Origin of the sequence: Bradyrhizobium guangxiense (assembly GCF_004114915.1) — a bacterium.
Lineage (GTDB): Bacteria > Pseudomonadota > Alphaproteobacteria > Rhizobiales > Xanthobacteraceae > Bradyrhizobium > Bradyrhizobium guangxiense.
Map to the genome: position 1 here is coordinate 2,752,647 of NZ_CP022219.1, position 25,097 is coordinate 2,777,743.

General features: G+C 65.4%; 24 protein-coding genes. 7 read left to right on the forward strand and 17 right to left on the reverse strand.

Features of this window, described 5'->3' with window-relative positions; genetic code table 11:
* The first annotated feature begins 45 nt into the window (after positions 1–45).
* Positions 46–783 carry a Crp/Fnr family transcriptional regulator gene (locus X268_RS12875; protein ID WP_128925306.1) on the forward strand — a complete coding sequence of 246 codons (738 nt, stop codon included), beginning with the start codon at positions 46–48 and terminating at the stop codon, positions 781–783.
* Positions 784–851: 68 nt separating this feature from the next.
* On the opposite strand, the gene X268_RS12880 is transcribed toward X268_RS12875, so the two are convergent.
* From X268_RS12880 to lptF, 9 genes are all read right to left on the reverse strand, one after another.
* Complete coding sequence (locus X268_RS12880) at positions 852–1,568, reverse strand: Crp/Fnr family transcriptional regulator (RefSeq protein WP_128925307.1); 717 nt, start codon at positions 1,566–1,568, stop codon at positions 852–854.
* 331 nt (positions 1,569–1,899) lie between these two features.
* Entirely contained in the window at positions 1,900–2,136 is a 237-nt protein-coding gene (locus X268_RS12885) for a hypothetical protein (RefSeq protein ID WP_128929237.1), read from the reverse strand.
* 77 nt (positions 2,137–2,213) lie between these two features.
* Entirely contained in the window at positions 2,214–3,272 is a 1,059-nt protein-coding gene (locus X268_RS12890) for an alcohol dehydrogenase (protein ID WP_128925308.1), read from the reverse strand.
* Between the two features lie 23 nt (positions 3,273–3,295).
* Complete coding sequence (gene rsmA / locus X268_RS12895; protein ID WP_128925309.1) at positions 3,296–4,153, reverse strand: 16S rRNA (adenine(1518)-N(6)/adenine(1519)-N(6))-dimethyltransferase RsmA; 858 nt, start codon at positions 4,151–4,153, stop codon at positions 3,296–3,298.
* Positions 4,153–5,190 carry a 4-hydroxythreonine-4-phosphate dehydrogenase PdxA gene (gene pdxA / locus X268_RS12900; RefSeq protein WP_128925310.1) on the reverse strand — a complete coding sequence of 346 codons (1,038 nt, stop codon included), beginning with the start codon at positions 5,188–5,190 and terminating at the stop codon, positions 4,153–4,155. The genes rsmA and pdxA overlap by 1 nt, the downstream gene beginning before the upstream one ends.
* Positions 5,190–6,125, reverse strand: a complete 936-nt coding sequence (locus X268_RS12905) for a SurA N-terminal domain-containing protein (protein ID WP_164937696.1) — start codon at positions 6,123–6,125, stop codon at positions 5,190–5,192. Before X268_RS12905 ends, pdxA begins: the two co-directional genes overlap by 1 nt.
* 68 nt (positions 6,126–6,193) lie before the next feature.
* Positions 6,194–8,683 (reverse strand): LPS-assembly protein LptD, encoded by a 2,490-nt coding sequence (locus X268_RS12910; protein ID WP_164937697.1) that lies wholly within the window; start codon positions 8,681–8,683, stop codon positions 6,194–6,196.
* Positions 8,683–9,780: an LPS export ABC transporter permease LptG gene (gene lptG, locus X268_RS12915; protein WP_128925312.1), complete on the reverse strand. Its 1,098-nt coding sequence runs from the start codon at positions 9,778–9,780 to the stop codon at positions 8,683–8,685. The genes X268_RS12910 and lptG overlap by 1 nt, the downstream gene beginning before the upstream one ends.
* Positions 9,777–10,946, reverse strand: coding sequence for an LPS export ABC transporter permease LptF (gene lptF / locus X268_RS12920; RefSeq protein ID WP_128925313.1), 1,170 nt, complete (start codon positions 10,944–10,946; stop codon positions 9,777–9,779). Before lptF ends, lptG begins: the two co-directional genes overlap by 4 nt.
* Before the next feature lie 339 nt (positions 10,947–11,285).
* On the opposite strand from lptF, the gene X268_RS12925 reads away from it, so the two are divergent.
* From X268_RS12925 to X268_RS12940, 4 genes are all read left to right on the forward strand, one after another.
* Positions 11,286–12,785, forward strand: coding sequence for a leucyl aminopeptidase (locus tag X268_RS12925; RefSeq protein ID WP_128925314.1), 1,500 nt, complete (start codon positions 11,286–11,288; stop codon positions 12,783–12,785).
* A 7-nt stretch (positions 12,786–12,792) separates the two neighbouring features.
* On the forward strand, positions 12,793–13,245 hold the full coding sequence (locus tag X268_RS12930) for a DNA polymerase III subunit chi (protein ID WP_128925315.1): 453 nt from the start codon (positions 12,793–12,795) through the stop codon (positions 13,243–13,245).
* A 178-nt stretch (positions 13,246–13,423) separates the two neighbouring features.
* Positions 13,424–13,909 (forward strand): hypothetical protein, encoded by a 486-nt coding sequence (locus X268_RS12935; protein WP_208764434.1) that lies wholly within the window; start codon positions 13,424–13,426, stop codon positions 13,907–13,909.
* A gap of 232 nt (positions 13,910–14,141) precedes the next feature.
* On the forward strand, positions 14,142–15,107 hold the full coding sequence (locus X268_RS12940; RefSeq protein WP_128925317.1) for a tripartite tricarboxylate transporter substrate-binding protein: 966 nt from the start codon (positions 14,142–14,144) through the stop codon (positions 15,105–15,107).
* Between the two features lie 135 nt (positions 15,108–15,242).
* On the opposite strand, the gene X268_RS12945 is transcribed toward X268_RS12940, so the two are convergent.
* The 3 genes from X268_RS12945 to X268_RS12950 all read right to left on the reverse strand — a co-directional run bounded on the left by X268_RS12945 (position 15,243) and on the right by X268_RS12950 (position 17,810).
* Entirely contained in the window at positions 15,243–17,102 is a 1,860-nt protein-coding gene (locus X268_RS12945) for an ABC-F family ATP-binding cassette domain-containing protein (RefSeq protein WP_128925318.1), read from the reverse strand.
* A gap of 56 nt (positions 17,103–17,158) precedes the next feature.
* Positions 17,159–17,332: a hypothetical protein gene (locus X268_RS39370; protein ID WP_164937698.1), complete on the reverse strand. Its 174-nt coding sequence runs from the start codon at positions 17,330–17,332 to the stop codon at positions 17,159–17,161.
* Between the two features lie 226 nt (positions 17,333–17,558).
* Positions 17,559–17,810, reverse strand: coding sequence for a hypothetical protein (locus tag X268_RS12950; protein WP_027576269.1), 252 nt, complete (start codon positions 17,808–17,810; stop codon positions 17,559–17,561).
* 321 nt (positions 17,811–18,131) lie between these two features.
* On the opposite strand from X268_RS12950, the gene ndk reads away from it, so the two are divergent.
* Both ndk and X268_RS12960 read left to right on the forward strand, forming a co-directional pair.
* On the forward strand, positions 18,132–18,554 hold the full coding sequence (gene ndk / locus X268_RS12955) for a nucleoside-diphosphate kinase (RefSeq protein WP_128925319.1): 423 nt from the start codon (positions 18,132–18,134) through the stop codon (positions 18,552–18,554).
* 44 nt (positions 18,555–18,598) lie between these two features.
* Positions 18,599–19,459 (forward strand): TerC family protein, encoded by an 861-nt coding sequence (locus X268_RS12960; protein WP_128925320.1) that lies wholly within the window; start codon positions 18,599–18,601, stop codon positions 19,457–19,459.
* A gap of 6 nt (positions 19,460–19,465) precedes the next feature.
* Here X268_RS12960 and X268_RS12965 read toward each other — a convergent pair whose 3' ends face one another.
* The 5 genes from X268_RS12965 to X268_RS12985 form a co-directional block, all read right to left on the reverse strand.
* Complete coding sequence (locus X268_RS12965) at positions 19,466–19,777, reverse strand: DUF3240 family protein (RefSeq protein ID WP_128925321.1); 312 nt, start codon at positions 19,775–19,777, stop codon at positions 19,466–19,468.
* On the reverse strand, positions 19,774–22,848 hold the full coding sequence (locus X268_RS12970; RefSeq protein WP_128925322.1) for an efflux RND transporter permease subunit: 3,075 nt from the start codon (positions 22,846–22,848) through the stop codon (positions 19,774–19,776). The genes X268_RS12965 and X268_RS12970 overlap by 4 nt, the downstream gene beginning before the upstream one ends.
* Positions 22,849–23,883, reverse strand: a complete 1,035-nt coding sequence (locus X268_RS12975; RefSeq protein WP_245477877.1) for an efflux RND transporter periplasmic adaptor subunit — start codon at positions 23,881–23,883, stop codon at positions 22,849–22,851. It abuts the gene before it with no gap.
* A gap of 323 nt (positions 23,884–24,206) precedes the next feature.
* A complete protein-coding gene (locus tag X268_RS12980; protein WP_128925324.1) occupies positions 24,207–24,770 on the reverse strand; it encodes a cytochrome b/b6 domain-containing protein in 564 nt (187 codons plus the stop codon).
* 11 nt (positions 24,771–24,781) lie between these two features.
* Positions 24,782–25,057, reverse strand: a complete 276-nt coding sequence (locus X268_RS12985; protein ID WP_128925325.1) for a PepSY domain-containing protein — start codon at positions 25,055–25,057, stop codon at positions 24,782–24,784.
* Positions 25,058–25,097: the final 40 nt, after the last annotated feature.

Sequence of the window (25,097 nt, forward strand, 5' to 3'; positions counted from 1 at the left end):
CCAGGTGTATCTTTTGATAGACCCGGTGCGATTTTTGGCGGCGCCATGGAAAAAGCTCACGACGTGCTGATCCGGAACCTGTGCGAGCACACCGCGCTCGCCGAGGAGGATCTTGCTGAAATTCGCGCGCTCACCTTCACCCAGCGCGATCTCGAACCGAATGAGGACTTCATCCGGCAAGGCGACGAACCCGAGCATTCGGTGCTGGTCGTCTCCGGCATGGTCGCGCGCTACCATCTGCTCGGCAGCGGGCGGCGGCAATATCTTGCCTTCCACCTCACCGGCGACCTGCCGGATGCGCAGGGCCTGTTCATCGACCAGATGGACCACGGATTGAGCGCGCTGGGGCCAGCCTTGGTCGCCTTCATTCCGCATCGCGAATTGTTCGTCGCCTTTCGGCGGCGGCCGACATTCGGGTTGGCGGTCTGGCGCGAGACGCTGCTCGATGCCGCGATCTTTCGCGAGGCCATCACCAACAACAGCGCCCGGCCGATGCAGACGCGCATGGCGCACCTGTTCTGCGAGCTGTTCTACCGCGCCCGTGCCGCGCAGCTCGTTCGCGGCAATCGCTGCCGCGTGCCGATCAGCCTGGCGCAGCTTGGCGAGACGCTGGGCATGGCGATCGCGACCGTGAACCGGTCGCTCGCCGAGCTGAGGCGGAGCGAGGTCATGGATCTGCGCGACGGCGAGCTGATCGTGATGAAATGGCGTGAATTGCAGCGGCTCGGGGGTTTCAATCCAACTTATCTGCACCTGAAGCGTCAGTCGTCGCCCCGGATGTAGGGCTGCAAGCCCCTTTTGCAGAAAGAGGACACGTTCCGAAACCGCTGCGCGCTGGCCCCGACTATGCGTCAGCCACCGGCGGTCGCAGCACCCAGCACTTCGTCAAAATGCTTCTTCACCCAATCGTTGCAGCAGCAGGCCCTGGCGTCGAGCGCCGGCGCGTCGAGGATCAGGATGGCACCGCGGCGGGTGGCGAGGATGCGCCTTGCCTTGAACATCTGGATGACGCGGCTGGCATAGCTGCGCGAGACGCCCAGCATGCCGGCCAGTTGCTCGTGGGTGAGGGGAATCTCGGCCTGGCCGATACGTTCCTGCGTGGAGATGATCCACTTGGCGGCGCGCTGCTCGATCGAATGCGTGGCGTTGCAGGCCGCGGTCTGCAGCAATTGCGCGAACTGGCAGTCGGCATAGCGCGAGAAGATCTCCTGCAGCGCGGTCGACCTCTGCTGCGCCTGTTCGAGCGCGCGCAGCGGCAGACGGACCAGCGTGCCGCCCAGCTTCACGACGACGCGGGAATAGGCCAGCGAAGGATTGCAGCCGGCGGCGACGCCCACCGCGCCCTCGCGTCCGACCAGCAGGCTCTCGACCTCGCGGTCATCCTCGACCGGCACGGCGAAGGACACCAGCGCGGGACCGCAGGGGAAATGAACCGCAGCCACCGTGTCGCCGGCGTGATGCAGGACGTGGCCCGCCTCGACGTCGACCGGCTGCAGGGAAGGTGCGAGAAATTCGAAATCTCTGGAGGTGAGCTGCCGCAGCAGATCGTTCTGAGGCCGACCGGTCACAGTTTCTTCTCTTCGCTGGCCGGGAATCGGCGCCAGTCAGAACCCTACGTTTCCATGGCGGAACCAACGGTTCCAAAGTGCACACAAGGGGCTCGGCGGCAGCTGAAAAGTTCGCCTGTGCGCTATTGCGGAATTCCGGAATGCGTGACGCGCCTGCCGGCCCCTGCGTTGATTGCCGCGTGGTGTGTTCAGGAGTGGACATTGCGGGCTTGCGGCTTGGCGTAGCATCCGGCGCCGAGCGCCGTACCCCGTGCGCTTCGCCCAACGGACCGCCGGCCGTGATCCGCCCGAAAATGCCGCCGGGCCGGCGGTCCCGAGGCGGGGGTGATCATCACCCGACGCGTGCTTCGCGGTCCCATGAGGATCGGCGCTGGGCAGCGTGCGCGCGCCAGGCGTCGATCGCCTTGTTAGCGAGCATGAGCTGCCGGCGTTCGCCGGTCCGGAGCAGGGCTTCGATGGCGTCCAGAAGGAAGTTCGCGGTCTCGTCCGGCGGGCCGAGCTCGCCGCTCTGCTCCAGGCAGCTCCAGGCGATGAAGAATGCGCTTTCGACGGTACAGCGAATGGACATGCGCTGCAAACGCAGCGACGCCGCAGGCGTTCCGTGCGGCGGGCGCAACTTGCGTCGGGCCCGCCGCAGCGACGAAGTCAGTTCTTCAGCACGATGCGGCCGACGACCTTGCCGGCGCGAAGCGCGTCGATCCATTTCTGGACGTCGCCCATCGGTTCCTCGCGCATCGGCGTCGGCTTGATCTTGCCGGCGCGCGCCAGCGCCATCAGCTCGTGGGCTTCCGCGAGCGTGCCGACCATGAAGCCCTCGATGGTCATGCGCTTGTAGACCCACTGCACCATCGGCAGCGTGAACTGGCCGCCCATCAGGCCGGAGACCACGATCTTGCCGCCGCGTGCGGCAACGGCGACCGCAAAAGCCATCGACTTCTCATTGCCGGCGAAATCGACGATCTCGTCGAATCCGCCTTCGGTCTCCTTCAGGATGCGCTTGATCACGTCGGGCTCGGACGGGTCGTAAGCGACCGCCGCGCCGTTCTTCAGCGCGGTATCCCGGGCGGCCGGCGAAAGGTCGGCGACCGTGATCGGCTGCTTGAACATCGCCTGCGCGAACGACAGCCCCATCATGCCGACGCCGCCAAGGCCGATCAGCAGGAGGTTGCGCTGGCGCGGACGGTCGACCAGGCGCTTGAGCGCGCCATAGGCGGTGACGCCCGAGCACATCAGCGTCGCGGCCTGGTTGACGGGCAGGGGATCGTAGTCGAGCAGGTATTTTGCGTCGGGCACCAGCACGTGGGTGGCAAAGCCGCCGTCGATGGAGACGCCGAGGAAGCGCTGCTTCACGCAAAGGTTCTCGTCGCCATTGGCGCAATCGCGGCACTGGCCGCAGCCGATCCAGGGAAACACCGCCTTCTTGGCGCCGACGAGGCCGGCGGGAACGTCCGGGCCGACTTCGTCGACCACGCCCGCGATCTCGTGGCCCAGCGTGAAGGGCAACGTCATACCGCGCGTGGTGTCGAGCTTCTTGCCGCCGCCGAGATCGGCATAGCCATCCTGGATGTGCAGGTCGGAATGGCAGAGGCCGCAGCGCTCGATGCGCACCAGAACCTCGGCGCCTTTCGGCTTCGGCGTGTCGACGATGGTCTCGCACAAGGGCGCGTCGAACTTGACCAGGGACTGCCTGCGCATCAGCGCCATTTTCTTTCCTCCGGAATTCTTGGTTACTCAGCTTCGCTGCGTATATTCGCCAATTCACGCGCCATGGCAACAAAGCCCGAGATCGGAATGGTCTCGGCGCGCCGCGTCGCCTCGACGCCGGCGGCCTCTGCAAGCCGCGCCGGATCGACGCCGAGCGACTTCAGGCTTTGCCGCAGCATCTTGCGGCGCTGGCCGAAGGCGGCGGCTGCGACCTGTTCGAGCAGCCTGCGATCGCACGGCAGCGGCTCTGCGCGCGGCTTGAGGCGCACGACGGAGGAGGTGACCTTCGGCGGCGGCACGAAGGCCGCTGGCGCGATGTCGAACAGGATCTTGGTCTCGCAGCGCCAGTTGGCGAGCACGCCGAGCCGGCCGTAGGCCTCCTCGTCCTCGTGCGCCACGATGCGCTCACCCACCTCGCGCTGGAACATCAGCACCATCATCTCGTACCAGGGCGGCCAAGGCTCGGTGGTCAGCCACTTGATCAGGAGCTGAGTCGCAATGTTGTAGGGCAGGTTGGCGACGATCTTTGCTGTTTCGCCATTGAGCAGCGGGCGCGGGTCGAAGCTCATGGCATCGCCATGCACGATCTCGAGCCTGCCAGGATAGCGCGCGGAAATATCCTGCAAGGCAGGGATCGCGCGGTCGTCATGCTCGATGGCGATGACGCGCCTTGCACCGAGCGCAAGCAGCGCGCGCGTCAGCCCGCCGGGCCCCGGGCCGATCTCGACGATGGTGGAGTCTTCCAGCGGTGCTGCCGCACGGGCGATGCGGGCGGTGAGATTGAGGTCGAGCAGAAAGTTCTGACCGAGCGATTTCCGCGCCGACAGCGCGTGCTGGCGAATGACCTCGCGCAGCGGCGGGAGGGCGTCGATCGCGCTCATCAACTTTGCGAAGCCGCCATGCGGCTGGCAAGCTGAAGTGCCGCGATCAGGCTCGCCGGATTGGCTTTGCCGGTGCCGGCGATGTCGAAGGCGGTGCCGTGATCGGGCGAGGTGCGGATGAAAGGCAGGCCGAGCGTGACATTCACCGCGTCGTCGAAGGCGATGGTCTTGATCGGGATCAGCGCCTGGTCGTGATACATGCAGACGGCGCAGTCATAGCTGCTGCGTGCGGCCTCGTGGAACATGGTGTCGGCGGGCAGCGGGCCCTTCGCTTCGATGCCGTCGGCGCGCAGCGTCCTCAGCGCCGGGGCGATGACGGTCTGCTCCTCATGGCCGAGCGAGCCGTCTTCGCCGGCATGCGGATTGAGGCCGGAGATCGCGATGCGCGGCCGCGCGATTGGGAATCGGGATTTCAGCTCGCGCGCGACGATGCGCACGGTCGAGACGATCAGCTCGCTGGTGAGCTGGGCCAGGGCATCGCGCATCGAGACATGGATGGTCACGGGCACCACGGCGAGCCGCGGCGACCACAGCATCATCACCGGCTGCGGCACGCGCCCGTTCTCTGCGGCGAGCTCGGCGAGGAATTCGGTGTGGCCGGGATGACGGAAGCCTGCGCGGTAGAGCACGCTCTTGGCGATCGGATTGGTGACGACGGCGCCGGCGCGGCCCTCGCGGACATCGGTGACCGCTTGGCGGATCGAGGCAAGCGCGGCCGGTGCGCTCGATGCATCCGGCTTGCCGGGCTCGGCGGTCGCATGCTCGCCGGTGGCAACCACGGGCAGGGCATCGGTGAAGGCGGAAGCGGCTTCGCCGGGACTCACCGCCGCGGTCCTGATAGCGGCCCCCAGCGCGGCGGCGAGCGCCTTGGCGCGCCGCGCGATCAGCGCCTCGTCGCCGAGCAGGTAGAACGCGGGCAGGTTCAGCTCACGGCGCCTCAGCCAGGCCGCGATCGTGATGTCGGGGCCGATGCCGGCCGGCTCTCCCAGGGTCAGGGCAAGGGGAAGGGGCAGCGGCTTTGCTTCGCGATGAGCCATCAGCGATTGCGATACTCGATCATCGCCGCCTTGCGGAGCTCGTCGAGATAGGCCTTCTGGGTCTTCTCGTATTTCTCCTGATACATCTTCTCGCGAACCTCGCGCTTCTTCGGCGTGTCGATCATGGTCGGCTTGCGCGCGCACAGCACCACCATCTCGATGCCGTTCTTGGTCGTCTCGGGCGCGGTCAGGTGGCCGATCGGGGTATCGTCGAGGACCTTGCGCAGCGCCTCGGGCAATTCGGCGGTGGTCTTGGTGACGCTGTCGCGAATGGTGGCGTTCGGCGTCGAGCGGAACAGCGAATTGGCTTCCTCGCAGCTTCCGACGCGCGCGCGATAGGCCTCGGCTTCCTTCTTCCTGGTCTCCAGGAACGCCGCGGACGAGCCGCGCGGCACGATCAGCACGATCGGCTGCATCTTGTATTCGGTGCCTTCGATCTGCAGCTTGTCGCCGGTCTGGGCCTGCACGGCCTGTGCGACGTCGCGCTCGCCGACCAGCAGCTTCTCCTTGAAGCGGCCGCGCACGAGGCTGGTCCAGACCATCTCGGCCTTCATGCGGCCCTTCAGCGTTTCCGGGCGCACGCCTTTGGATTCGAGCGATTTGGTGAGCTGCTCCGGCGAGATGCGCATGCGCTGCGCCATGCCCTCGTAGGACTGGTTGATGTCGGAGACGCCGGGATCGACCCCGTACTTCTTGCCTTCCTTGAGCTTGACCTTGTCGTCGATCAGCTCGTTGATGACGTCCTGCCGGCCCGGGGTCTTCTGCGTCGTCAGCTGGTCGAGCTTGGAGCGCTGCTCGATGTCGAAATCGGTGATCGGATCGCCGTTGACCATGACGACGATGTTCTGCGCGCGCGACGGCGAGGGTAGTCCGTTCAGGACCAGGGCGGCACCGATGGCCAGCAGGAGGCGGAAGGCGGGCAATGAGGTCGTCATGATTGTCGCTCGCAGGTCAGCCGCGTCGAGCCTGTGATGGGGCAAGCGCGGCCGGCACTTCAAACCGTTCACTGGAGGCCGGAGTTACTGCTGGTCGTCGACGTCGTCGCCAGCGTGCGCAGGCCGATCTGGAACATGAACGCATGGCTCAGCACGGGCGGCGTGGTGCCCGCAGAATAGCTATACGAAGTTACATAGTTCGCCGCCAGCACGAAGCAATCGTCGACATAGCCGGCACCGAGCACATATTGGTTGATCTTGTTGGCCTCGAGGTCCCAGCGCGCCGAGCCCGACACCACCCAGTTGTTCGCGATCTTCAGCGATCCCGAGGTCAGGATGCCCTCACGGCGGGGCAGATAGCCGAGTTCCGGCTGCGCTGCGTAATTGCCGTACAGCACGGCGACCGACCAGCGATTGAAGTTGGCGCGGCCTTCCGCCTCGAAGCGCTGCACGTTCCAGGTCTGCTCGTCCATGCGGGAGCGGACGCTGAACGTGTAGGTGCTGTTGGGCGAGTAGCTGGCGCTCGCCACGTAATCGGAACGCGGCTTGTCCAGGCCGGAATCGATGCCCGTGTTGATGGCGTCCTGGACCGCGAAGGAATTCAGGCCGAACAGCTGGTAGGACTGGCCGAACAGCACCTTGACGGCGCCGCCCTTGTCGAACTGCGTGGTGGACTGCACGCCGACATTGGCGCGGCCGCCGCCCTCGACGCGGTCGTAGCCGGAGAACTTGTCGACGCTGAACAGGTTCGAGGTGTCGAACACCATGCTCTGGGCGTCCTCGTTCGGAAGCTTGCCGGCATAGGACTCGTTCGGCCGGATGATGATCTGCGCGATCGGCTCGACCGTGGTCGATCCCCAGGGCTGGATGTTGATGAACGGATAGCGGTATTCGAGGCCCACGGTCGGCATCAGGCGGAACGCCTGGGTATCGCCGACCGGAAGATAGTTCGATACGCCCGGTTGGTTGGAGACCGACGAGTTGATCGCGTCGGCGCGCAGACTGGCGAACGGCGTCCAGATCTGGCCGAACGGATCGGTGTAGGACTTGCGCCACTGCGCTTCCGCGGTGAGGCGGGGGTAGGTGCCGGGGAAGCCGCGCAACAGGCACTGCGACGGCATGCGGGCGAGCGGATCGGCCGATGCCGTCGTGCACAGGCTGTTGGTGTTGGCGAGCGTCGTGATCGGATCGAACACCGCCTGGTCACGCGACAGGTTCACGAAATTGGTCTTGTAGCTGAACTCGCCGCCGAAGACCGGATAGTTGAGCACGTTGGAGTAGTCGATCACCGGATAGACGATCGGCACCTGGCTCTGGTTGCCCGAATAGCTCAGCCAGTACATCGTGCGCGCGTCGAAGAAGCTGCGGTTGCCGACGCCGGTCAGATAGAGCTGCGACAGCGCCTCCGTCGGCAGCAGCAGGAACGAGCCGAGCGGATCGCGGTACTGATAAAGGCGGTAGTCCGAGAAGAAATAATAGTCGGACATCAGGACGCCGTCCCAGCCCCAGACCCATTTGTCGTTCAGCGCGAACTGACCCTTGGTGTCGACGGCGCCGCGGAACTGGCGGTCGCCGGGCAGCCCGGCGAACGCGCCGGGATCGAGCTGGTCGATGCCATAGGCGCGGATCTGGTAGGCGCCGTCGATCAGGCGCTGCCGGAACTCGCCCTGCAGCAGCACGCCTTGGCGCGACATGAAGCGGGGGGTGATGGTCGCGTCCATGTCGGGCGCGATCGCCCAGTAGTAGGGAATTTCGGCGCCGAAGCCGGTGTTGGTCGTGCCCGGGAAATAGCCCGGCATCAGGAAGCCGCTCTTGCGCTTCACGGTCGGGTCGGGCGTCGAGAAATAGGGCATGTAGGCGAGCGGCACGCCGAAGAACTCGAGCTGGGCCGTCTCGAAATACAGCATCTTCTCCTGCTGGTCGTGGATGATGCGCGCACCCTTGACCTGCCAAAGCGGCGGCTTCTTCGGATCGTCCTTACACGGCGCGCAGGCCGTGTAGACGCCGTTCTCGAACACCGTGTAGTTGCCGCTGGAGCGGTCGGCGCGGCTTGCCGCCATGCGGGGCTGGTCGGCGGTGTCCACGCGCAGCGAATCGACGAAGCCGTCGCGGTAATCGTCGGAGAGATCCAGGATCTCGGCATAGGTGATCTTGCCGTCGGCATCCGTCATGCGGATGTTGCCTTCGGCATGCAGCCGCTTGGTCTTCTGGTCGTAGATGACCTTGTCGGCCTCGACGCTGGTGCCGTTGTAGAACAGCTGAACGTTGCCGACCGCGGAGACGCGCGAATTATTGTAGTCGTAGTCGACCTCGGTCGCCTGAACCAGCATCTGGTTGTCGTTGGCGGCCTTCGGCGGCTTGGGGCGCGGCGGCAGCGGATTGTAGGTGAAGCTCTGGGCAGAGGCGGGGGCTACGAGCGCAGCATCCATCAGCCCGCCGAGCGAGGCAGCCGTGACGGCGGCAAGCAGCAGCCTGCGGACGGACACGCCGATCCCGTTCGCGCGCACCAAGGTACGCCGCGTCAAACGAGACACGAGCCCTCGTTGGACGGCAGTCACTAACCGTCCTCCTGATAGAGCAAGGCCAAAAAGCCGGTGAGGCCGCCCACTACAACGGGCAACCACGCCGCAGCGATCGGATGCATTAACTCAGCCTTGCTCAAGTCCTCAGTTACTTTCGACAGGACGTAGAGCAGAAAGCCTGCGCCCACGCCACTCAAAACCATCTTTTGCACGCCGCCCATCCGGAAGAAGCGCAACGACACGGAGGCCGCGAGCATCACCATGGCCGCTAGCAAAAACGGCTGAGCCAGAAGCTTTTGATACTGGAGTCGGTATCCGGCTGTCGCGAAGCCCGAGCTTTCGGAGGAGCGGATGTAGCTCGGTAGTTGCCAAAAGGACACAGTCTCGGGGGTGGAAAAGCTGTTGCGGACCTGCGCCTCGGTCAGCGTCGTCGGAATCTCCAGGCTGGCCTGGTCGATCGGCGGCGCGTCGAGCGAGAAGCGGCGGACGCCCTTGAACAGCCAGCGGCCGTTCTCGAGCGTCGCCTCGCGCGCCTCGACCCGTTCTTTGAAGTGCTGGTCCGGATCGAATCGGAACAGCGTGAGCCCGGTCAGCCGGATGCCCTGCTGCTCGCTGCGCGCCGCATTGATGATGGTCTGGCCGTCGCTGGTCACCTGATTGAGCCAGAAGCCGGAGGCGTCCTGGATGCCGCCGCCGGGCGCCGAGCCGAACAGCTCGGCCTCCATGCGCTTGGAGAGCTCGCGCAAGTTCGCCGACATCGGATTGTAGGCGACGGTGGCGATCACGCCGATCAGCAGCGCGCTGCCGAGCGCCGGCGAGATGAACTGCCAGGCGGAGATGCCGGCGGCGCGCGCGACCACCAGCTCCAATCGGCGAGAGAGGGCGAGATAGCAGGTCATGGCGCCGATCAGCATGCAGAACGGCGTCAGCTTCTCCAGCAGCTGCGGCACCCGGAACAGCGAGGTCTCGGCCACCATGAGCGCGGAGGCCGATGCCAGTCCTGAGGTCTTGCGCACCATCTCGATGTAGTCGACCAGCACCAGCAGCAGGAAGATGCTGGCGAACACGCCGAGCGCCGCGACCACGAAGCGGCCGGCGAAATAGCGCCCGAGTGTGTTGGTGAGCATGCTCATGCGGTGGCCGGACGTCCGAACAGGCGCGCGATGCGCGCGTTCGACCTGTTGATGGCCTCCATCAGGCCAGGGGGCGGCTCGACCACGACGCCGCCGATGATCATCCACAGCCCGACCGCGATGGCGCCGAAAACCATCGCGTATTGCACCAGCACCGGGCTTGACGACTTCACCGCCATCACCGAGCAGGCAAAGCCCGCCATGCGCAGGCCGAACACCGCGAGGATCGAGGAGCCGATCGAGAAGTTGCGGCTCTGACGCGTGGTGCGCGGCGCGCCCAGGAAGGCGAAGGTCAGCACGGCAAAAGCGAAGGGATAGATCGGCGCGAGCAGGCTGTCGTGCAGGGCCGAGCGGAACTGGCCGGGAATCTGCTTGTAGACGGGATCATCCTCGGACGGCGAGAACAGCTCCCAGAGATAGCGCTCGCGGATGCCCAGGGTGACGTCGCGGCCCTGGTTGGAGAATTTCGACATGTCGAAGCCGTAGCGGCCGAACGCCACCAGCGCCGGATCGCGCTTGCCCGCCTCGAAACGCTGGAGATTGCCGGTCTCCAGCACCAGGAACGAGCCGGTGTCGTTCTTCACGACCTCGCCGCGTTCGGCGACGATCGAGACGCGCTCGTTGGGATCGCGGCGATCGTCGATGAAGATGCCGGCAAGGATGCCGCCGGGCAGCCGTTCGCGAATCCGGATCGTGAGGTTCTTGTCGAGCTGGGCGAAGCGACCGGGCTGCAGGATGTTGGTGAGCACGTCCGCGGTGATCTCGGCGTCCCACTGCTTGATCCGCCGCATGCCGTCGGGAGCAAGATAGGCCGCGATGAAGGCGACCAGCAGCGCCACCACGCAGGTGGCGTAGAAGAACGGATAGAACAGCCGGAACGGCGAGAAGCCGGCGGCATTCATCACGATGATCTCGGAATCGGTCGCCAGCTTGTTGAGCGTGTGCGAGATCGCGATCATCAGCGCGATCGGCGAGATGATCAGGACCAGCGCCGGGATGACGAGGCTGGTGATGCCGAGGAAGGTGAGGATGGTCTGACCCTGGCTCGTCATCAGGTCGATGCCGCGCAACGCCTGCGTAATCCAGATCACGCCGGTGAGGCTGACCAGGACCAGCGCAAACGACGCCAGCGTGGTGCGGAAAATATACCTATCGATCGACCCCATGCGCTACCGCACGAATCCCACCAAGACCCCAATGCCGGCCGGAAGTCCGGTTGGCCAACCAATCCCCGACCAGGGGATCCCCAAGGTTGGCCAACAGCTCTTCCGCCAGCTTACTCTCTCACTACCATCCCTTTGATCCGTCAACAAAATGGCTGCCCCATGGCACCCTCAATATATGGTTAATATTTCCCTCGTTGTGGCGTGGGGGCCACGGGGGGTGCTTGGCATCTGCCGGGCCGCTGGCCCATAGTGCACATGGCCCAGTGAATCGTCGTTCAGGTCTGGCCGCGGTCACGACCCTGGATGATAAAAAGACCAAGATTTTTGAAGGAGTTACCCATGTCCGATGCCATCAAGGTCGGCTTCGTCCCGTTGTCATCAGCCGTCCGTGGCATCCTGGTCGTATTCTGCGACGACAGCCTGAAGGTCGGGCCAGTGACGGCCAAGGCGCTGGGCGGCGCTGTCGATCTCGTGAAGCGCGCGGCGGCGGCCGCCGCCTTCAAGGGGAAGAGCGGGGCGGCGCTGGATATCCTGGCGCCGGAAGGGGTCAAGGCTACGCGCCTGCTCGTGATCGGCGCCGGCAAGGCGGCCGGCCTGAAGGCGAACGATTTCCTCAAATTCGGCGGTGTGGCGGCGAGCAAGCTTTCCGCCGGCAGCGCCGCCATGACCATCATGGCGGAGCTGCCGGGTGGCGCCATGACGAGCGAGCAGGCGGTTGCGATCGCCTCCGGCCTGCGCCTGCGCGCCTACAAGTTCGACCGTTACAAGACCAAGAAGAAGGACGGCGAGGAGGGCGGCTCGCGCGCCGATGTCTCACTTGCGGTCGGCGATGCCGCTGCTGCAAAGAAGGCGTTCGTCGCGGCCGGCCACGTCGTCGACGGCGTGATGATCGCGCGCGACCTCGTCAACGAGCCGCCGAACGTGCTGTTCCCCGAGGAGTTCGCGCGCCGCGCCAGCCAGCTCCGCAAGCTCGGCGTCAAGGTCGAGGTGCTCGATGTCAAGGCGATGCAGAAGCTCGGCATGGGCGCACTGCTCGGCGTCGGCCAGGGCTCGGCACGGCCGAGCCGCACCGTGGTCATGCGCTGGGACGGCGGCAAGAAGGGCGAGGCGCCGGTCAGCTTCATCGGCAAGGGCGTCTGCTTCGATACCGGCGGCATCTCGATCAAGCCGGCCGGCAGCATGGAGGACATGAAGGGCGACATGGGGGGCGCGGCCTGCGTCGTCGGCCTGATGCACGCGCTGGCGGCGCGCAAGGCCAAGGCCAACGTGGTCGGCGCCATCGGCCTCGTCGAGAACATGCCTGACGGCAACGCGCAGCGGCCGGGCGATATCGTCACCTCGATGTCGGGCCAGACCATCGAGATCATCAACACCGACGCCGAAGGCCGCCTCGTGCTGGCCGACGTGCTCTGGTACGTCGCCAAGAAGGTGAAGCCGAAATTCATGGTGGATCTGGCGACGCTGACCGGCGCGATCGTGGTCGCGCTCGGCACCGAGCATGCCGGCATGTTCTCCAACAATGACGAGCTTGCCGAACGCCTGCTGACGGCCGGCGTCGAGTGCGGGGAAAAGGTCTGGCGCATGCCGCTCGGTCCCGAATACGACAAGCTGATCGATTCCCAGTTCGCCGACATGAAGAACACCGGCGGTCGTCATGGCGGCTCGATCACCGCAGCGCAGTTCCTGCAGCGCTTCGTCGACGGTGTGCCCTGGGCCCATCTCGACATCGCCGGCACCGCCATGGGCGCGCCCAAGACCGACGTCAACCAGAGCTGGGGCAGCGGCTACGGTGTTCGTCTGCTCGATCGCCTGGTCGCCGACCATTACGAGCGCAAATGATCCTGTGATGACCGAAGCCCTGTTCTATCATCTGCAAAACATGACGGTGGAGAATGTGTTGCCGCCGCTTCTCGAGAAATCGCTCGAGCGCGGCTGGCGTGTCGTGGTGCAGTCGACCTCGGAGGAGCGGGCCGACGCGCTCGATGCTCACCTGTGGACCTATCGCGACGATTCCTTCCTGCCGCACGCGACATGGCGGGTGAACGATGCCGCCGACCAGCCGATCGTGCTGGCGGTCGAGGAGGGCAATCCCAACGGCGCCCATGTCCGCTTCCTGGTCGATAGTGCCGGCCTCCCGCAGGATGCGCAGGGCTATGAGCGCATGGTGCTGCTGTTCAACGGTGACGATCCGGATGCGCTGGCGCTCGCCCGCAGCGCCTGGACGGATTGCAAGGCTCGGGGATTTGATGTCACCTATTGGCAGGCCGACGAGCGGGGCCGGTGGCAGCGTCGGAATTAGCGTCCTTGGCAATCATCCTTGGCAATTAATGATAATTTGCACTTTTCGGGCGATGCTGGCATTGGTCACCTTCGTGCCGCAAAGTGATGTTGGGACAAACGCTTAGGGCTGGTCCTTCACCTGGGGAATTTGGTTTATCGTGCGACATCAAAAGCTTCCCGGCTCGCTCATAATTGCGTTGGCCGCCGTAGCACCGCTGGTCGCGGGCTGTTCGGGCGGGACTGATCTGTTGTCGAAGGACGCCGAATGGTTCCAGAAGCCCGGCCGTCTCTTCATCAAGAACATCTCGATCGAATCGCCGCCGCTGACCCCGGACAAGCCGGTCGGAGCTGAAGATCTCGTCAGCGCCGACGGCGCCTGTCCCGGCATGGCGCCGCCGCCCGGGCCGGCCGATGCCAATGCATCGACGACGGCGCCGGCACCGATCGGCGGCACGGTCGCGCTCGGCCACACCGAATGCGACGTGGTGCGCGGCATCGGCGCGCCCTCGAACGTCAATCTCTCCAACGATGCCGCCGGCCGCCGCGTCGCCGTCGTGACCTGGACCACCGGCCCGCGCGCCGGCATCTACACCTTCCCCTCCGGCCGCCTGTCCTCGATCGAAGGCAATCCCGATCCGCAGCCGGTGCCGAAGGCGGTGAAGCCGAAGAAGAAGCACGCGTAGGGCGTACCGACGCTATCGATGCTGCGTGCCCCGGGTGCCGTGCAGCGTGTGAGCGATGCGCTGTCACTTCACGCGGCTGCGTGCTCGACTTTGATCCCGCGCATACCAATGCATCGGTCGCAGCCGCGCGCGCCTACGCACAGACCGCAACGCTCCTGGTGCGTCGCTTTGGCGATGGCCGCGCGCCCCGGAATGCGCTTTGATGGCGCCAATAACATTCCGGAGGAAACTAATGCGGTTCATCGCCCTCGTATCGGCTCTGCTGTTGCCGTTTGGCGCGGCGTTCGCGCAGGACTATCCGACGAGGCCGATCACCGTGCTGGTTCCGTTCGCCGCGGGCGGGCCGACCGACACCATCGCCCGGCTGACGGCCGCGGGCATGGCGAAATTGCTGGGACAGCAAATCATCGTCGAAAACGCGACCGGCGCCGGCGGCACGATCGGCACGACCCGTGCCGCGCGTGCCCAGCCCGACGGCTACACGCTACTGATCCATCATGTCGGCATCTCGACCGCCGCAACGCTCTACCGCAATCTCAGCTACGACACCAAGACGGCCTTTGCGCCGATCGGGCTCGTGACCAACGCGCCGATGACCATCATCGCGCGTCCGGATTTTCCGGCGGACACGCTCAAGGACCTCGTCGCCTACGCCCAGCAGCAGGGCGACAAGCTCACCTACGCCAATGCCGGCTTGGGTGCGGCGTCGCATCTCTGCGGCATGCTGTTCATGACGGCGATCCAGAAGCAGCTCACCACGGTGCCGTACAAGGGCAACGGCCCGATCATGAACGATCTGCTCGGCAAGCAGATCGATCTCACCTGCGACCAGGCGACGAACACGACCGGGCCGATCACGGCCAAGCAGGTCAAGGCCTACGCGGTCACCACCAAGGAACGGCTGAAGAGTCTTCGCGATCTGCCGACGGCCGACGAGGCCGGCCTCAAGGGGTTCGAGCTCGGCGTCTGGCACGGCCTCTATGCGCCCAAGGGCACGCCGCCGGCGGTCATTCAGAAGCTGACGGCGGCTCTGCAGACCGCGCTGAAGGATCCGGCCTTGATCGCGCGGTTCAACGACATCAACACCGAGCCGGTGCCGCAGGACAAGGCGACGCCGGAGGCGTTGGGCGCGATGCTGGCGAGTGAGATCGACCGCTGGGCGCCGATCATCAAGGCCGCCGGCCAATACGCGGATTGAGCGCGTCCAGCGCACGATCGCCGTGCTGGGGGTCGCTCATAGAGTGGATAAAGAGCAGCCCGTTCAATAGCTAAGCGCTCGGTATTACAATGCCGGTACTGTGCATGGGGTTGTTTTGCAGGTTTTGATGAGGCGCTACCCCGCCGCCTCGTCATACTGCGTGCTCGCCTCCAGCCATTGCTCCTCGGCCCGCGCCAGTGCGTCGGCAGCATTGGCGCGCGCCTTGGACAACTGCGCGGCCTGCTTGGGATCGCGCGTAAAAATGTCGGGCAAAGCGAGCGCGGTGTCGATCTTGGTGATGATCTCGCTGACGCGGGCGATCTCGGCTTCGGCTTCCGCGATGCGCTTCTTCAAGCCTCCGCGATTGTCCGCTCTTGCCCGCTGCGGTTTCTCGCTGGACGCACTGCGCTCGCGCGGGGCGTCCGCGTTGCGGGTGGACAGCACCAGGCGGCGGTAGTCGTCGAGGTCGCCGTCGTAATTGGTCACGGTGCGATCAGCGACGATCCAGAGCCGATCGGCGCAGGCCTCGATCAGATAGCGGTCGTGCGAGACCATGATCACCGCGCCGGGAAATTCGTTGATCGCTTCGGCCAAAGCGCCGCGGCTGTCGATGTCGAGATGGTTGGTCGGCTCGTCCAGGATGATCATGTTGGGGCCGAAGAAGGTCGCAAGGCCCAGGAGCAGCCGCGCCTTCTCGCCGCCCGACAATTTGCCGGCCTTGGTATCGGCCGCCTTGCCGGAGAAGCCGATCGCGCCGGCGCGCGCCCGCACCTTGGCCTCCGGCGCATCGCCCATCAGCTTGCGGACGTGGTCATAGGCGGAGGCGTCCTCGTTGAGCTCGTCGAGCTGATGCTGCGCGAAATAGGCGATCGACAGCTTGTCCGCGCGTGTCACCTTGCCGGAGAACGGCGCGAGGCGCCCGGCGAGCAGCTTCACCAGCGTCGACTTGCCGTTGCCGTTGGCCCCTAACAGCGCGATGCGATCGTCATTGTCGATGCGCAAGGTGACGCGGCTCAGCACCGGGCTCGCCGGATCGTAGCCGACCGAAGCGTTGTCCACGGCAATGATCGGCGGCGACAGGATTTTTTCCGGCGCAGGAAAGCTGATCTCGCGCACGTCCTCGGTGACCAGCGCCGTGATCGGCTTCAGCCGTTCCAGCATTTTCACGCGAGACTGTGCCTGCCGGGCTTTTGAGGCCTTGGCCTTGAAGCGGTCGACGAAGGCCTGCAGCCGCGCGCGTTCGGCCTCCTGGCGTTTGACGGCCTTGGCGTCGAGCAGCTCGCGTGCGGCGCGCTGCTCCTCGAACGAGGAATAGGAGCCCTTGTAGAGCGTGAGCCTGCCGCGCTCCAGATGCAGGATCTGGTCGACCGAGCTTTCCAGGAGGTCGCGGTCGTGGCTGATCACGATCACCGTGCGCGGATAATGCGCAAGGTGATCCTCCAGCCACAGCGTGCCTTCGAGATCGAGATAGTTGGTGGGCTCGTCGAGCAGCAGAAGGTCAGGAGCCGCGAACAGCGTTGCGGCGAGCGCGACGCGCATGCGCCAGCCGCCGGAGAATTCGGCGCAGGGACGGAGCTGGTCGGCGGCGGAGAAGCCGAGGCCGGACAGGATCGCGGCGGCGCGGCTCGGCGCCGAATGCGCGTCGATGTCGACGAGGCGAGTCTGGATCTCGGCGATCCGATGCGGATCGGTCGCACTCTCGGCCTCATGCAGCAATGCATCGCGCTCGAGATCCGCCTTGAGCACGACCGAGATCAGGCTCTCGGGGCCGTTCGGGGCTTCCTGCGCCAGGCTGCCGATGCGCCAGCGCGGCGGCAGGGTCACGGAGCCGTGCTCGGCCGCGAGTTCACCGCGGATCACCTTGAACAGCGTCGACTTGCCGGTGCCGTTGCGTCCGACCAGACCAACGCGCGATCCCGGCGTGATCTGCACGGAACTCTGGTCAATCAGAAGGCGTCCGGCGAGGCGGATCGAGAGGTCGGAGATGACAAGCATGCGGCCTTGTCACCGCAGGCGGGATCAAACGCAACCCGTTTTTCCGCACTCGCAGCTCAGTGCGGCTCGCGGTCCCGCCGCTGCAGCTCGTTCAGAAGCTGCTCGAGATGTGTCGGGAGCCGGGGGTCGGGGCGCAGGCTCTGCTGGAGCCGTTCGCCCACGGCATCGCAAATCGATCGGCTGGTGCGCCGGTCGATCTGTTCGCTGTCATCGGCAAAAGGGCCAGCCATCGCTCAGGGTTCCGTGTTCTCAAAGTATGGACACGGTACCAAGTCATTGGCCCCCAAAATGGTTTCGCCACTCGCGGGAGATGTTGGGCATTCTCGTCAAGATTGTATGAACTCCGCCCTGTCCGCTCAAAATGCGGAGCCCCGGCGGGGGGATCGCCGGGGCTCCTCTCGGAAGGTACCTGTGGGGGGCGCAGATACCTGTCGGTCTTGGAAGGTGCTATCGGGCTCAGTAGCAGCGGTTGATCAGCCGCCAGCGGGGTCCCCAGGGGGTCGGGACCAGCCGGCGCACATAGCAGCCGCCATAACCGTAGGAGACGGGGGCATAGAAGCGGGGGCCGCCCCAGCCGTAGCCGTGGTGCCAGCCGCCGCCGTGCCAGCCCCAGCCGCCGCCATGCCAGTGAGCGGAGGCCGAGGTCGGCGCCAGCGCGGCACCGAGCGCAACCGCGGCGACAGCGGCAAGCGAAAGTTTCCTCAACATGGTGTTCTCCTCAAAACTGCCGGCGCGGGGGCACTCCGCGTCGATGGAAAAGGCCGCCGAAACGTTCCGCCTGTAACTTAAGGCTTCGGTTTCGATAGGCCCGACCTTACGCCGGTGAGGCTGAACCAAACCCTGAATGGGCGCTTCAGATTCGGTTCATCTGGGTGAAATCTCGGTAATCCATCCGGCGGATCCGCCCCCGGGCAGCCTGCGGCGAAGCGCCCGTGAGCGGGTTTTGGCGGTCGCTTGCCGTCCGGCAAAGGCGCCGATATAAGCCCCGCAACTCGACAACCACCGCTTTTCTTCCCTAAGGACAAGATTATGGCCATCGAACGCACCTTCTCGATCATCAAGCCCGACGCGACCGAGCGTAACCTGACCGGCGCGGTCAACGCCGTGATCGAAAAGGCGGGCCTGCGCATCGTCGCGCAGAAGCGCATCCGCATGACCAAGGGCCAGGCCGAGACCTTCTATGCGGTCCACAAGGCGCGCCCCTTCTTCGGCGAGCTGGTCGACTTCATGACCTCCGGTCCGGTTGTCGTACAGGTGCTGGAAGGCGAGGGTGCGATCGCCAAGTATCGCGAGGTGATGGGTGCGACCGATCCGGCCAAGGCCGCCGAGGGCACCGTCCGCAAGCTCTACGCAAAGTCGATCGGCGAGAACTCGGTGCACGGCTCGGACGCGCCGGAGACCGCCGCGATCGAAATCGCGCAGTTCTTCTCGGGCAACGAGATCGTCGGCTGATCGATCAGCCCACAGGTTAGGACGACGGGGCGAAAGGACTCATTGTGAACTGGCTCTGGCAGATCTTCGATCCCGCTACGATCGGGGCATTCTTCACCCAGTTCCGCAATGAGATGGCCGAACCGACCTTCTGGATCGCGGTCGGCAAGATCATCTGGATCAACATCCTCCTCTCCGGCGACAACGCGCTCGTGATCGCGCTCGCCTGCCGCGGCCTGTCGCCGCGGCACCGGCTGTGGGGCATGATCTTCGGTGCCGGCGCAGCGGTGATGCTGCGCATTATCTTCACCGGCATTGTGGCCAGCCTGATGGAGCTGCCGTACCTCAAGCTGGTCGGCGGTCTTGCGCTGATCGTGATCGCGGCCAAGCTCCTGGTGCCGGAACACGACGACGAGGACGACGTCGACGCGGCCGCGCATCTGTGGCAGGCCGTGCAGATCGTCGTGGTCGCCGACATCGTCATGAGTCTCGACAACGTCATTGCGGTCGCTGCCGCGGCCAATGGCAGCGTGCCGCTCCTGATCCTCGGCCTTGCCATCAGCGTGCCGCTGATTGTTGCCGGTGCGGCGCTGATCATGGCGCTGCTGGAAAAGCTGCCGGTGTTGGTCTGGGCCGGTGCGGCGCTGCTCGGCTGGATCGCGGGCGAGGTGATCGCGACCGACCCCGGCATCGCGCCGAAGCTGCACACGCTGTTCGATGGCCCGTTCGGCGCCTCGCTCGACTCGATGTTCGGCGCCTTGCGTGTCCCGCTGCAGTTCGGCCATGGCGGCGCTGGCGGCGAATATTTCTGCGCCGCGCTCGGCGTGGTCGTCGTGCTGGTGGTCGGCACCATCTGGCGCCGGCGCAGCCTGACGGCTGCCGCGCTGGAATCGTCCGAGCGGCACGCCAGGGCGTCGGCCGAGTAGGACGGCTCAGTCGATCGTGCCGAATTCTGTCACCGGCATCGTCCAGTAAACCAGCTTGGTTCCGGCGAACGAAACCCGCAGCCGGTCGAGCAGGCGGCTGGCATCGTTCCTTGCCAGCACCACTTGCACGACGGTCTGATCGGCATGGCCCTTCACGCGTTCGGCGGCCGTCAGCAGTCGGATCTCAGTGCCGTGACCTGAGCCCTGCGAGGCCGTGAATCCTGAAACAAGGTCGGTCTGTTCGGCGAGATGGTCGAATACCTCGTCGCGAAGCTGATGCGGCACGATCAGCGTGAGACAGACGGGCTGGTCAGTCATCCCTTCCCCTTCGATGTCCCGCCATAGCGGCGATACAGGATCGGCAGGAGAATCAGCGTGAGCAGGGTGGAGGACAGCAATCCTCCGATCACGACGATTGCGAGCGGGCGTTGCACCTCGGATCCTGGGCCGGAAGCGAACAGCAGCGGGATCAGGCCCAGCGCCGTGATGCTGGCGGTCATCAGCACCGGCCGAAGCCTGCGCATGGCGCCTTCGACGACGATACGATCCTCGGGAAGACCGTGGGCGCGGAGCTGATTGAAATAGGACACCAGGACGACGCCGTTGAGCACGGCGATACCAAGCAGCGCGATGAAGCCGACTGAGGCCGGCACCGACAGATATTCACCGGTCACGACCAGCGCGAAGACGCCGCCGATCAGGGCAAAGGGAATGTTGACCAGCACCAGCAAGGCCTGCCGGATGGCACCGAACGTGGTGAAGAGCAGCACGAAGATCAGGCCGATCGCGACGGGCACCACCACGGACAGGCGCGCGGCGGCGCGTTGCTGGTTCTCGAACTGTCCGCCCCAGGTCAGCCGGTAGCCGCTCGGAAGCGGGAGCTCGTTCATCACCTTCAGGCGGGCGGCGTCGACGAAGCCGACCATGTCGCGACCGCGAATGTTGGCGCGCACCACGCTCATGCGAGCGCCGTCCTCGCGGTCGATCTTCACCGGGCCGTCGACGCGCTGGATGCGGGCGACCTGTGACAGCGCGACATGCCGTCCGGACGCGAGCGTCAGCGGCAGGCTCGCCAGCAGCGTCGGCGCTTCCCGGGTCGTCTCGCTGCCTCGGACCAAAATCGGCGTGCGCCGTCCTTCCTCGAGCGCGGTCCCGATCGTCCGGCCCTCGATCTGGGTCCGCAGCGAGTTGACGATCGAGTCCACGCTCAGGCCGAGGCGGCCCGCCTCCATGCGATTGACCGCAACCGTGTAATATTGCGCGCCCTCGTTCAGCGTGGTGTAGACGTCCTCGGCCCCCTCGATGCTGGACAGGATCGCCGACAGTTTTGCCGCGGTTTCGTTCAGCCTAGCGATGTCGGGGCCGAAGATCTTGACGGCGACGTCGCCGCGCACGCCGCTGATCATCTCCTGCACGCGCATGTCGATCGGCTGGGTGAAGCTGAGCGAGATGCCGGGAAAGCCGCTCAGAACTTCGCGAAGCTTCTGCAGCAGGACCTCGCGATTGTCAGTCGTTCTCTCGGCAGCCGGCTTGAGCACCAGGAACGTGTCGGTCTGGTTGGGGCCCATCGGATCGAGGCCGAGCTCGTCCGACCCGGTCCGGGCGACGATGCCGGCAACGTCAGGCACGGTCAGAAGCGCGGCCTGCAGCCTTGCATTCATCGCAAGCGATTCGTCGAGGTTGACGGACGGAAGCGTCTCCACGCTGACGATGACGTCGCCTTCGTCCATCGTCGGCATGAACGTCTTGCCGAGCTTGGTGTAGGCGAAGCCCGCCGCGACCAGGCCAATCAGCGCCGCAGCCATCACCTTGCGCTCGTTGTTCAAGGCCCAGTCCAAGGCCGGCGCGTAGACCCGTTGTGCCGCGCGCACCAGCACGGGATCGCGATGCGATGCAGATTTGAGCACGAAGGACGTCGCGACCGGGATCACGGTGAGCGCCAGCAGCAGCGAGCCGGCCAGCGCGAAAATGATCGCGAGCGCGACGGGGATGAACAGCTTCCCCTCCAACCCCTGCAGCGTCAGCAGGGGCACGAACACGATGATGATGATGAGCACGCCCGAGGCGACAGGCTCCAGGACCTCGCAAACCGAACGGTAGACCAGGTGGATCAGCGGCGCGGCCTTGCCCGGCTCGTGCTTGCCGAGGTTGCCGACGATGTTCTCGACCACGACCACCAGGGCGTCGATCAGCATGCCGATCGCGATCGCAAGTCCGCCGAGGCTCATCAGGTTGGCCGACATTCCGACCAGGCGCATGACGATCAACGCGATCACGATGGCGAGCGGCAGGCTGAGCGCGATCACCAGTGAGGCCCGCCAATTGCCGAGGAAAAGCAGCAGAAGAACGATCACGAGGGCGGTCGCCTCGCCGAGGGCCCGCACCACGGTGCCGACCGCTCGGTTGACCAGGCGGCTGCGGTCATAGAACACGTTGATCGACACGCTTTTCGGTAGCGCGCCTTGCAACTCCGCGAGCCGGGCGCGCACGTCGCGGATGAGCTGACCCGCGTTGGCGCCGCGCAAGCCAAGGACCAACCCCTCGACGGTTTCGCCGCGGCCGTCCGCGGTAACGGCGCCATAGCGCGTCAGCGTGCCGACCTTGACGCTCGCCACGTCGTTGACCAGGATCGGCACACCCTCGCGCGTGTCGACGACGATGGCCTTGATGTCCTCAATCGAGCGGATGCTGCCTTCGATCCGAACCAGAGCGCTGTCCTCGCCCTGGTTCACCCGTCCGGCACCGTCGTTGCGGCTGTTGGCTTCGATGGCCCGGCGAAACAGGTCGTAGGAGATGCCGCGCGCAGCAAGCGCATCGTTGCGCGGCACGATCTCGAAGGCGCGGACATAGCCGCCGAGCGCGTTCACGTCGGCAACGCCGGGGACCGTGCGCAGGGCGGGGCGGATCACCCAATCGAGCAGGGTCCGGCGCTCGGCGAGCGAAAGCTCGGGACTGTCGATCGTGAACATGAACATCTCGCCGAGCGGACTCGTGATCGGCGCAAGGCCGCCGCTCACCCCGTCTGGGAAATCGCGCGAGATGTTCGACAACCGCTCCGAGACCTGGTTGCGTGCCCAGTAGATGTCGGTGCCGTCCTCGAAATCGACGGTAATGTCGGCCAGCGCATATTTCGTGGTCGAGCGGAGTACCTTCTTGTTCGGCAATCCAAGCAGCTCGAGCTCGACGGGCACGGTGATGCGCTGCTCGACCTCTTCCGGGGTGAGACCCGGCGCTTTCATGATGATCTTCACCTGAACCGGCGAGACGTCAGGAAAGGCGTCGATCGGAAGGCTGGGCAGGAGGACGGCGCCGGCGCCGATCACCAGCAGCACACCCAGCACGACGAACAGTCGCTGGGAGAGCGCGAACGCAACCAGGCGCCGGAGCATCTATTGTCCCAGTCCGGAGAGAATGCCGCGAAGCGCCGAGATGCCGCCGATTGCGATCGCGTCCCGTTCGGTGATGGGGCCCGACACGACGACGTGGTCCTGATCTTCCGCAAGCAGCTTGACCGGAACCAGCCGGAAGCCGCCCTCGATGGCGGCGAAGACCGAGGTCTGCTCGCCCCGCCGGATCAGCCCGCTATAGGGAATCTCAAAGGCGCTTTCGCCGGCGGAGAGGAAGCCGATGCGGGCAGCGGTGGTCTGACCAGGATGCAACTCGCCGTCGTTGGGAACCTCCGCGCGAACCAGAATCGTCTGGGTGGCGGCGTCGATGGTCTCGGAGACCAGCACGACCTTGCCGGGACTGGCATAGCCCTCGATCTCGACCTTCGCGCCGGTGTGGATCGCCCGAATATTGGCGGCAGGCACCGCGATTTCGGCCCACAGCGGTGAGAGCCGCGCCAGCTTGACGAGCGGAGCGGACTGTTCGAGCCGTTGCCCCGGCGATACCGCGACCTCGACCACCGATGCGGTTTGCGGCGCATTAACCGTGAGCGTGCCGCTGATCGCCGCCTCCTGCGCCAGTCGGGAGATGGCATCGTCGGACATCCCGCTCAGACGCAGCATCTGGCGCCGTTCGGCGACGACGAGAGCGGCCTGGCGCGCTTCGGCCTGGCTGGCCTCCAGCACGCGTTGCGGCACGGCCTTGCCTTCGAACAGATCGACGTTGCGATTGAGCTGCTGGTTGGCGAGGTGCTCCTGCGCAATCGCGTGCAAGAAGTCGCGCTGCTGGGAGACGAAGCTTGGACTCTCCAGGGTGACCAGCGGCTGGCCGGCGGAGGCGCGATCGCCGCGTCCGACCAGGAGATTGGCGACCATGCCGGCGACGGGCGCGCTAACGACCCACAATTGCTGCGTGGGGATCACGATTTGAACGGGATAGGGCAGCGTCAGATCGGTCCGGCTTGCGACCGGATGAGTCACGCGCACGCCGAGATTGCGCGCCTGCGCTTCGCTCAGCTTCACTTCGTCCTGTGCCATCGAGACGGAAGGCAACAAGCTCAGTGCAACGGCAAAGAGCGTACGAGCGAGCGCGCCCCCAGAAGAGGCGAGAAGGAGATTTCCGTGATGGAGTCGCATGAGGAATGTCCCACACTCACGGGCGAGCGAAGCGCTGCTCGATTGCAGGTTCCGCTTAACCCACCAGCGCGTTGGAGAGTTGATCTGTCTCAAGCGGGCCAGCCACTTTGGAAGGCTGCCTGCCATTCGTGGAGCGTTTCGGTTGATCTCGGTCAATTCCTTCGGCGCCCTAGAAGCTAAGCCGTCTTCGCCGTTCGGAGAGGGGGCAGTGAGGCCTACCCAACTCACGATGGACGCTTCCTTCCCGTGATCATCGCCTTCACCAGACTCTCGCGGTGCTCGAAGCTCGCCACGAGGACGCCAAGCACATGGACGACGACGAGGCCGACCGTGAGGTTGGCGAACGCCTCATGCACCTCCTCCACCCATTTTGCTCCCCAGAAGCTGTCCGTCGTCATCATGTAACCGGTGGCGCAGGTGCCGATCAGCATGAGGATCAGTGCCACGACCATCACGCCGCCGGCCGGATTATGGCCGAGATAGCGCGGCGCCCTAAGCAGCGCGACGTCGCGCATATAGGCGAGCACCGCGCGCGGCGAGCGCACGAAGTCGCTGAAGCGCGCATGGCGCGGCCCCACGAAGCCCCACACGATTCGTAACGCGAGCAACCCCGCAATCGTGTAGCCGGCGGTGATATGGACTTTCTCGATCTCGTCCCCGGTCGCATAAGCGAGCAGAAACAGCCCGGCCAGCGACCAGTGGAACACGCGCACGAAAGGGTCCCAGACCTTGACGGAGCCCAACGGCTTCTCGCCGCCGGCCTCGATTGCGTCGTGAATGGCGCTCATGGTGCAGACCCTTACAGCTGACCGAGAATCTGGCCGCTGGTCGGATCGACGAACAATTCGACCCGGCTGCCGGACTTGTCGATCGTGTAGAGTTCGCCACAGGCGTTCTTGAGCTTGGCCTTCTGAACTTTGTAGCCTTGGGCTTCGACCTTGGCCTGCAGTTGCTCGAGCGACAGCCAGCTTGTCTGTGGCGCTGCAGTGCAGGGACGCCCGAGGCTGCCGGCATGAGCGGTTGCCGTAGTCGCGAGCAAGGCGGCGGCAGCGCTGAAAATGATGATCTTGCGCATGGTTCTCTCCGATGTGTGGCGCCCGGCGGCGTGGTGCGGC

Coding starts and splice junctions, on each gene's coding strand:
- X268_RS12875 (WP_128925306.1), top strand. CDS start 46: ATGGAAAAAGCTCACGACGTGCTGATCCGGAACCTGTGCGAGCACACC.
- X268_RS12885 (WP_128929237.1), bottom strand. CDS start 2,136: ATGTCCATTCGCTGTACCGTCGAAAGCGCATTCTTCATCGCCTGGAGC.
- X268_RS12890 (WP_128925308.1), bottom strand. CDS start 3,272: ATGGCGCTGATGCGCAGGCAGTCCCTGGTCAAGTTCGACGCGCCCTTG.
- rsmA (WP_128925309.1), bottom strand. CDS start 4,153: ATGAGCGCGATCGACGCCCTCCCGCCGCTGCGCGAGGTCATTCGCCAG.
- pdxA (WP_128925310.1), bottom strand. CDS start 5,190: ATGGCTCATCGCGAAGCAAAGCCGCTGCCCCTTCCCCTTGCCCTGACC.
- X268_RS12905 (WP_164937696.1), bottom strand. CDS start 6,125: ATGACGACCTCATTGCCCGCCTTCCGCCTCCTGCTGGCCATCGGTGCC.
- lptG (WP_128925312.1), bottom strand. CDS start 9,780: ATGAGCATGCTCACCAACACACTCGGGCGCTATTTCGCCGGCCGCTTC.
- lptF (WP_128925313.1), bottom strand. CDS start 10,946: ATGGGGTCGATCGATAGGTATATTTTCCGCACCACGCTGGCGTCGTTT.
- X268_RS12925 (WP_128925314.1), top strand. CDS start 11,286: ATGTCCGATGCCATCAAGGTCGGCTTCGTCCCGTTGTCATCAGCCGTC.
- X268_RS12930 (WP_128925315.1), top strand. CDS start 12,793: ATGACCGAAGCCCTGTTCTATCATCTGCAAAACATGACGGTGGAGAAT.
- X268_RS12940 (WP_128925317.1), top strand. CDS start 14,142: ATGCGGTTCATCGCCCTCGTATCGGCTCTGCTGTTGCCGTTTGGCGCG.
- X268_RS12945 (WP_128925318.1), bottom strand. CDS start 17,102: ATGCTTGTCATCTCCGACCTCTCGATCCGCCTCGCCGGACGCCTTCTG.
- X268_RS39370 (WP_164937698.1), bottom strand. CDS start 17,332: ATGGCTGGCCCTTTTGCCGATGACAGCGAACAGATCGACCGGCGCACC.
- X268_RS12950 (WP_027576269.1), bottom strand. CDS start 17,810: ATGTTGAGGAAACTTTCGCTTGCCGCTGTCGCCGCGGTTGCGCTCGGT.
- ndk (WP_128925319.1), top strand. CDS start 18,132: ATGGCCATCGAACGCACCTTCTCGATCATCAAGCCCGACGCGACCGAG.
- X268_RS12965 (WP_128925321.1), bottom strand. CDS start 19,777: ATGACTGACCAGCCCGTCTGTCTCACGCTGATCGTGCCGCATCAGCTT.
- X268_RS12970 (WP_128925322.1), bottom strand. CDS start 22,848: ATGCTCCGGCGCCTGGTTGCGTTCGCGCTCTCCCAGCGACTGTTCGTC.
- X268_RS12975 (WP_245477877.1), bottom strand. CDS start 23,883: ATGGCACAGGACGAAGTGAAGCTGAGCGAAGCGCAGGCGCGCAATCTC.
- X268_RS12980 (WP_128925324.1), bottom strand. CDS start 24,770: ATGAGCGCCATTCACGACGCAATCGAGGCCGGCGGCGAGAAGCCGTTG.
- X268_RS12985 (WP_128925325.1), bottom strand. CDS start 25,057: ATGCGCAAGATCATCATTTTCAGCGCTGCCGCCGCCTTGCTCGCGACT.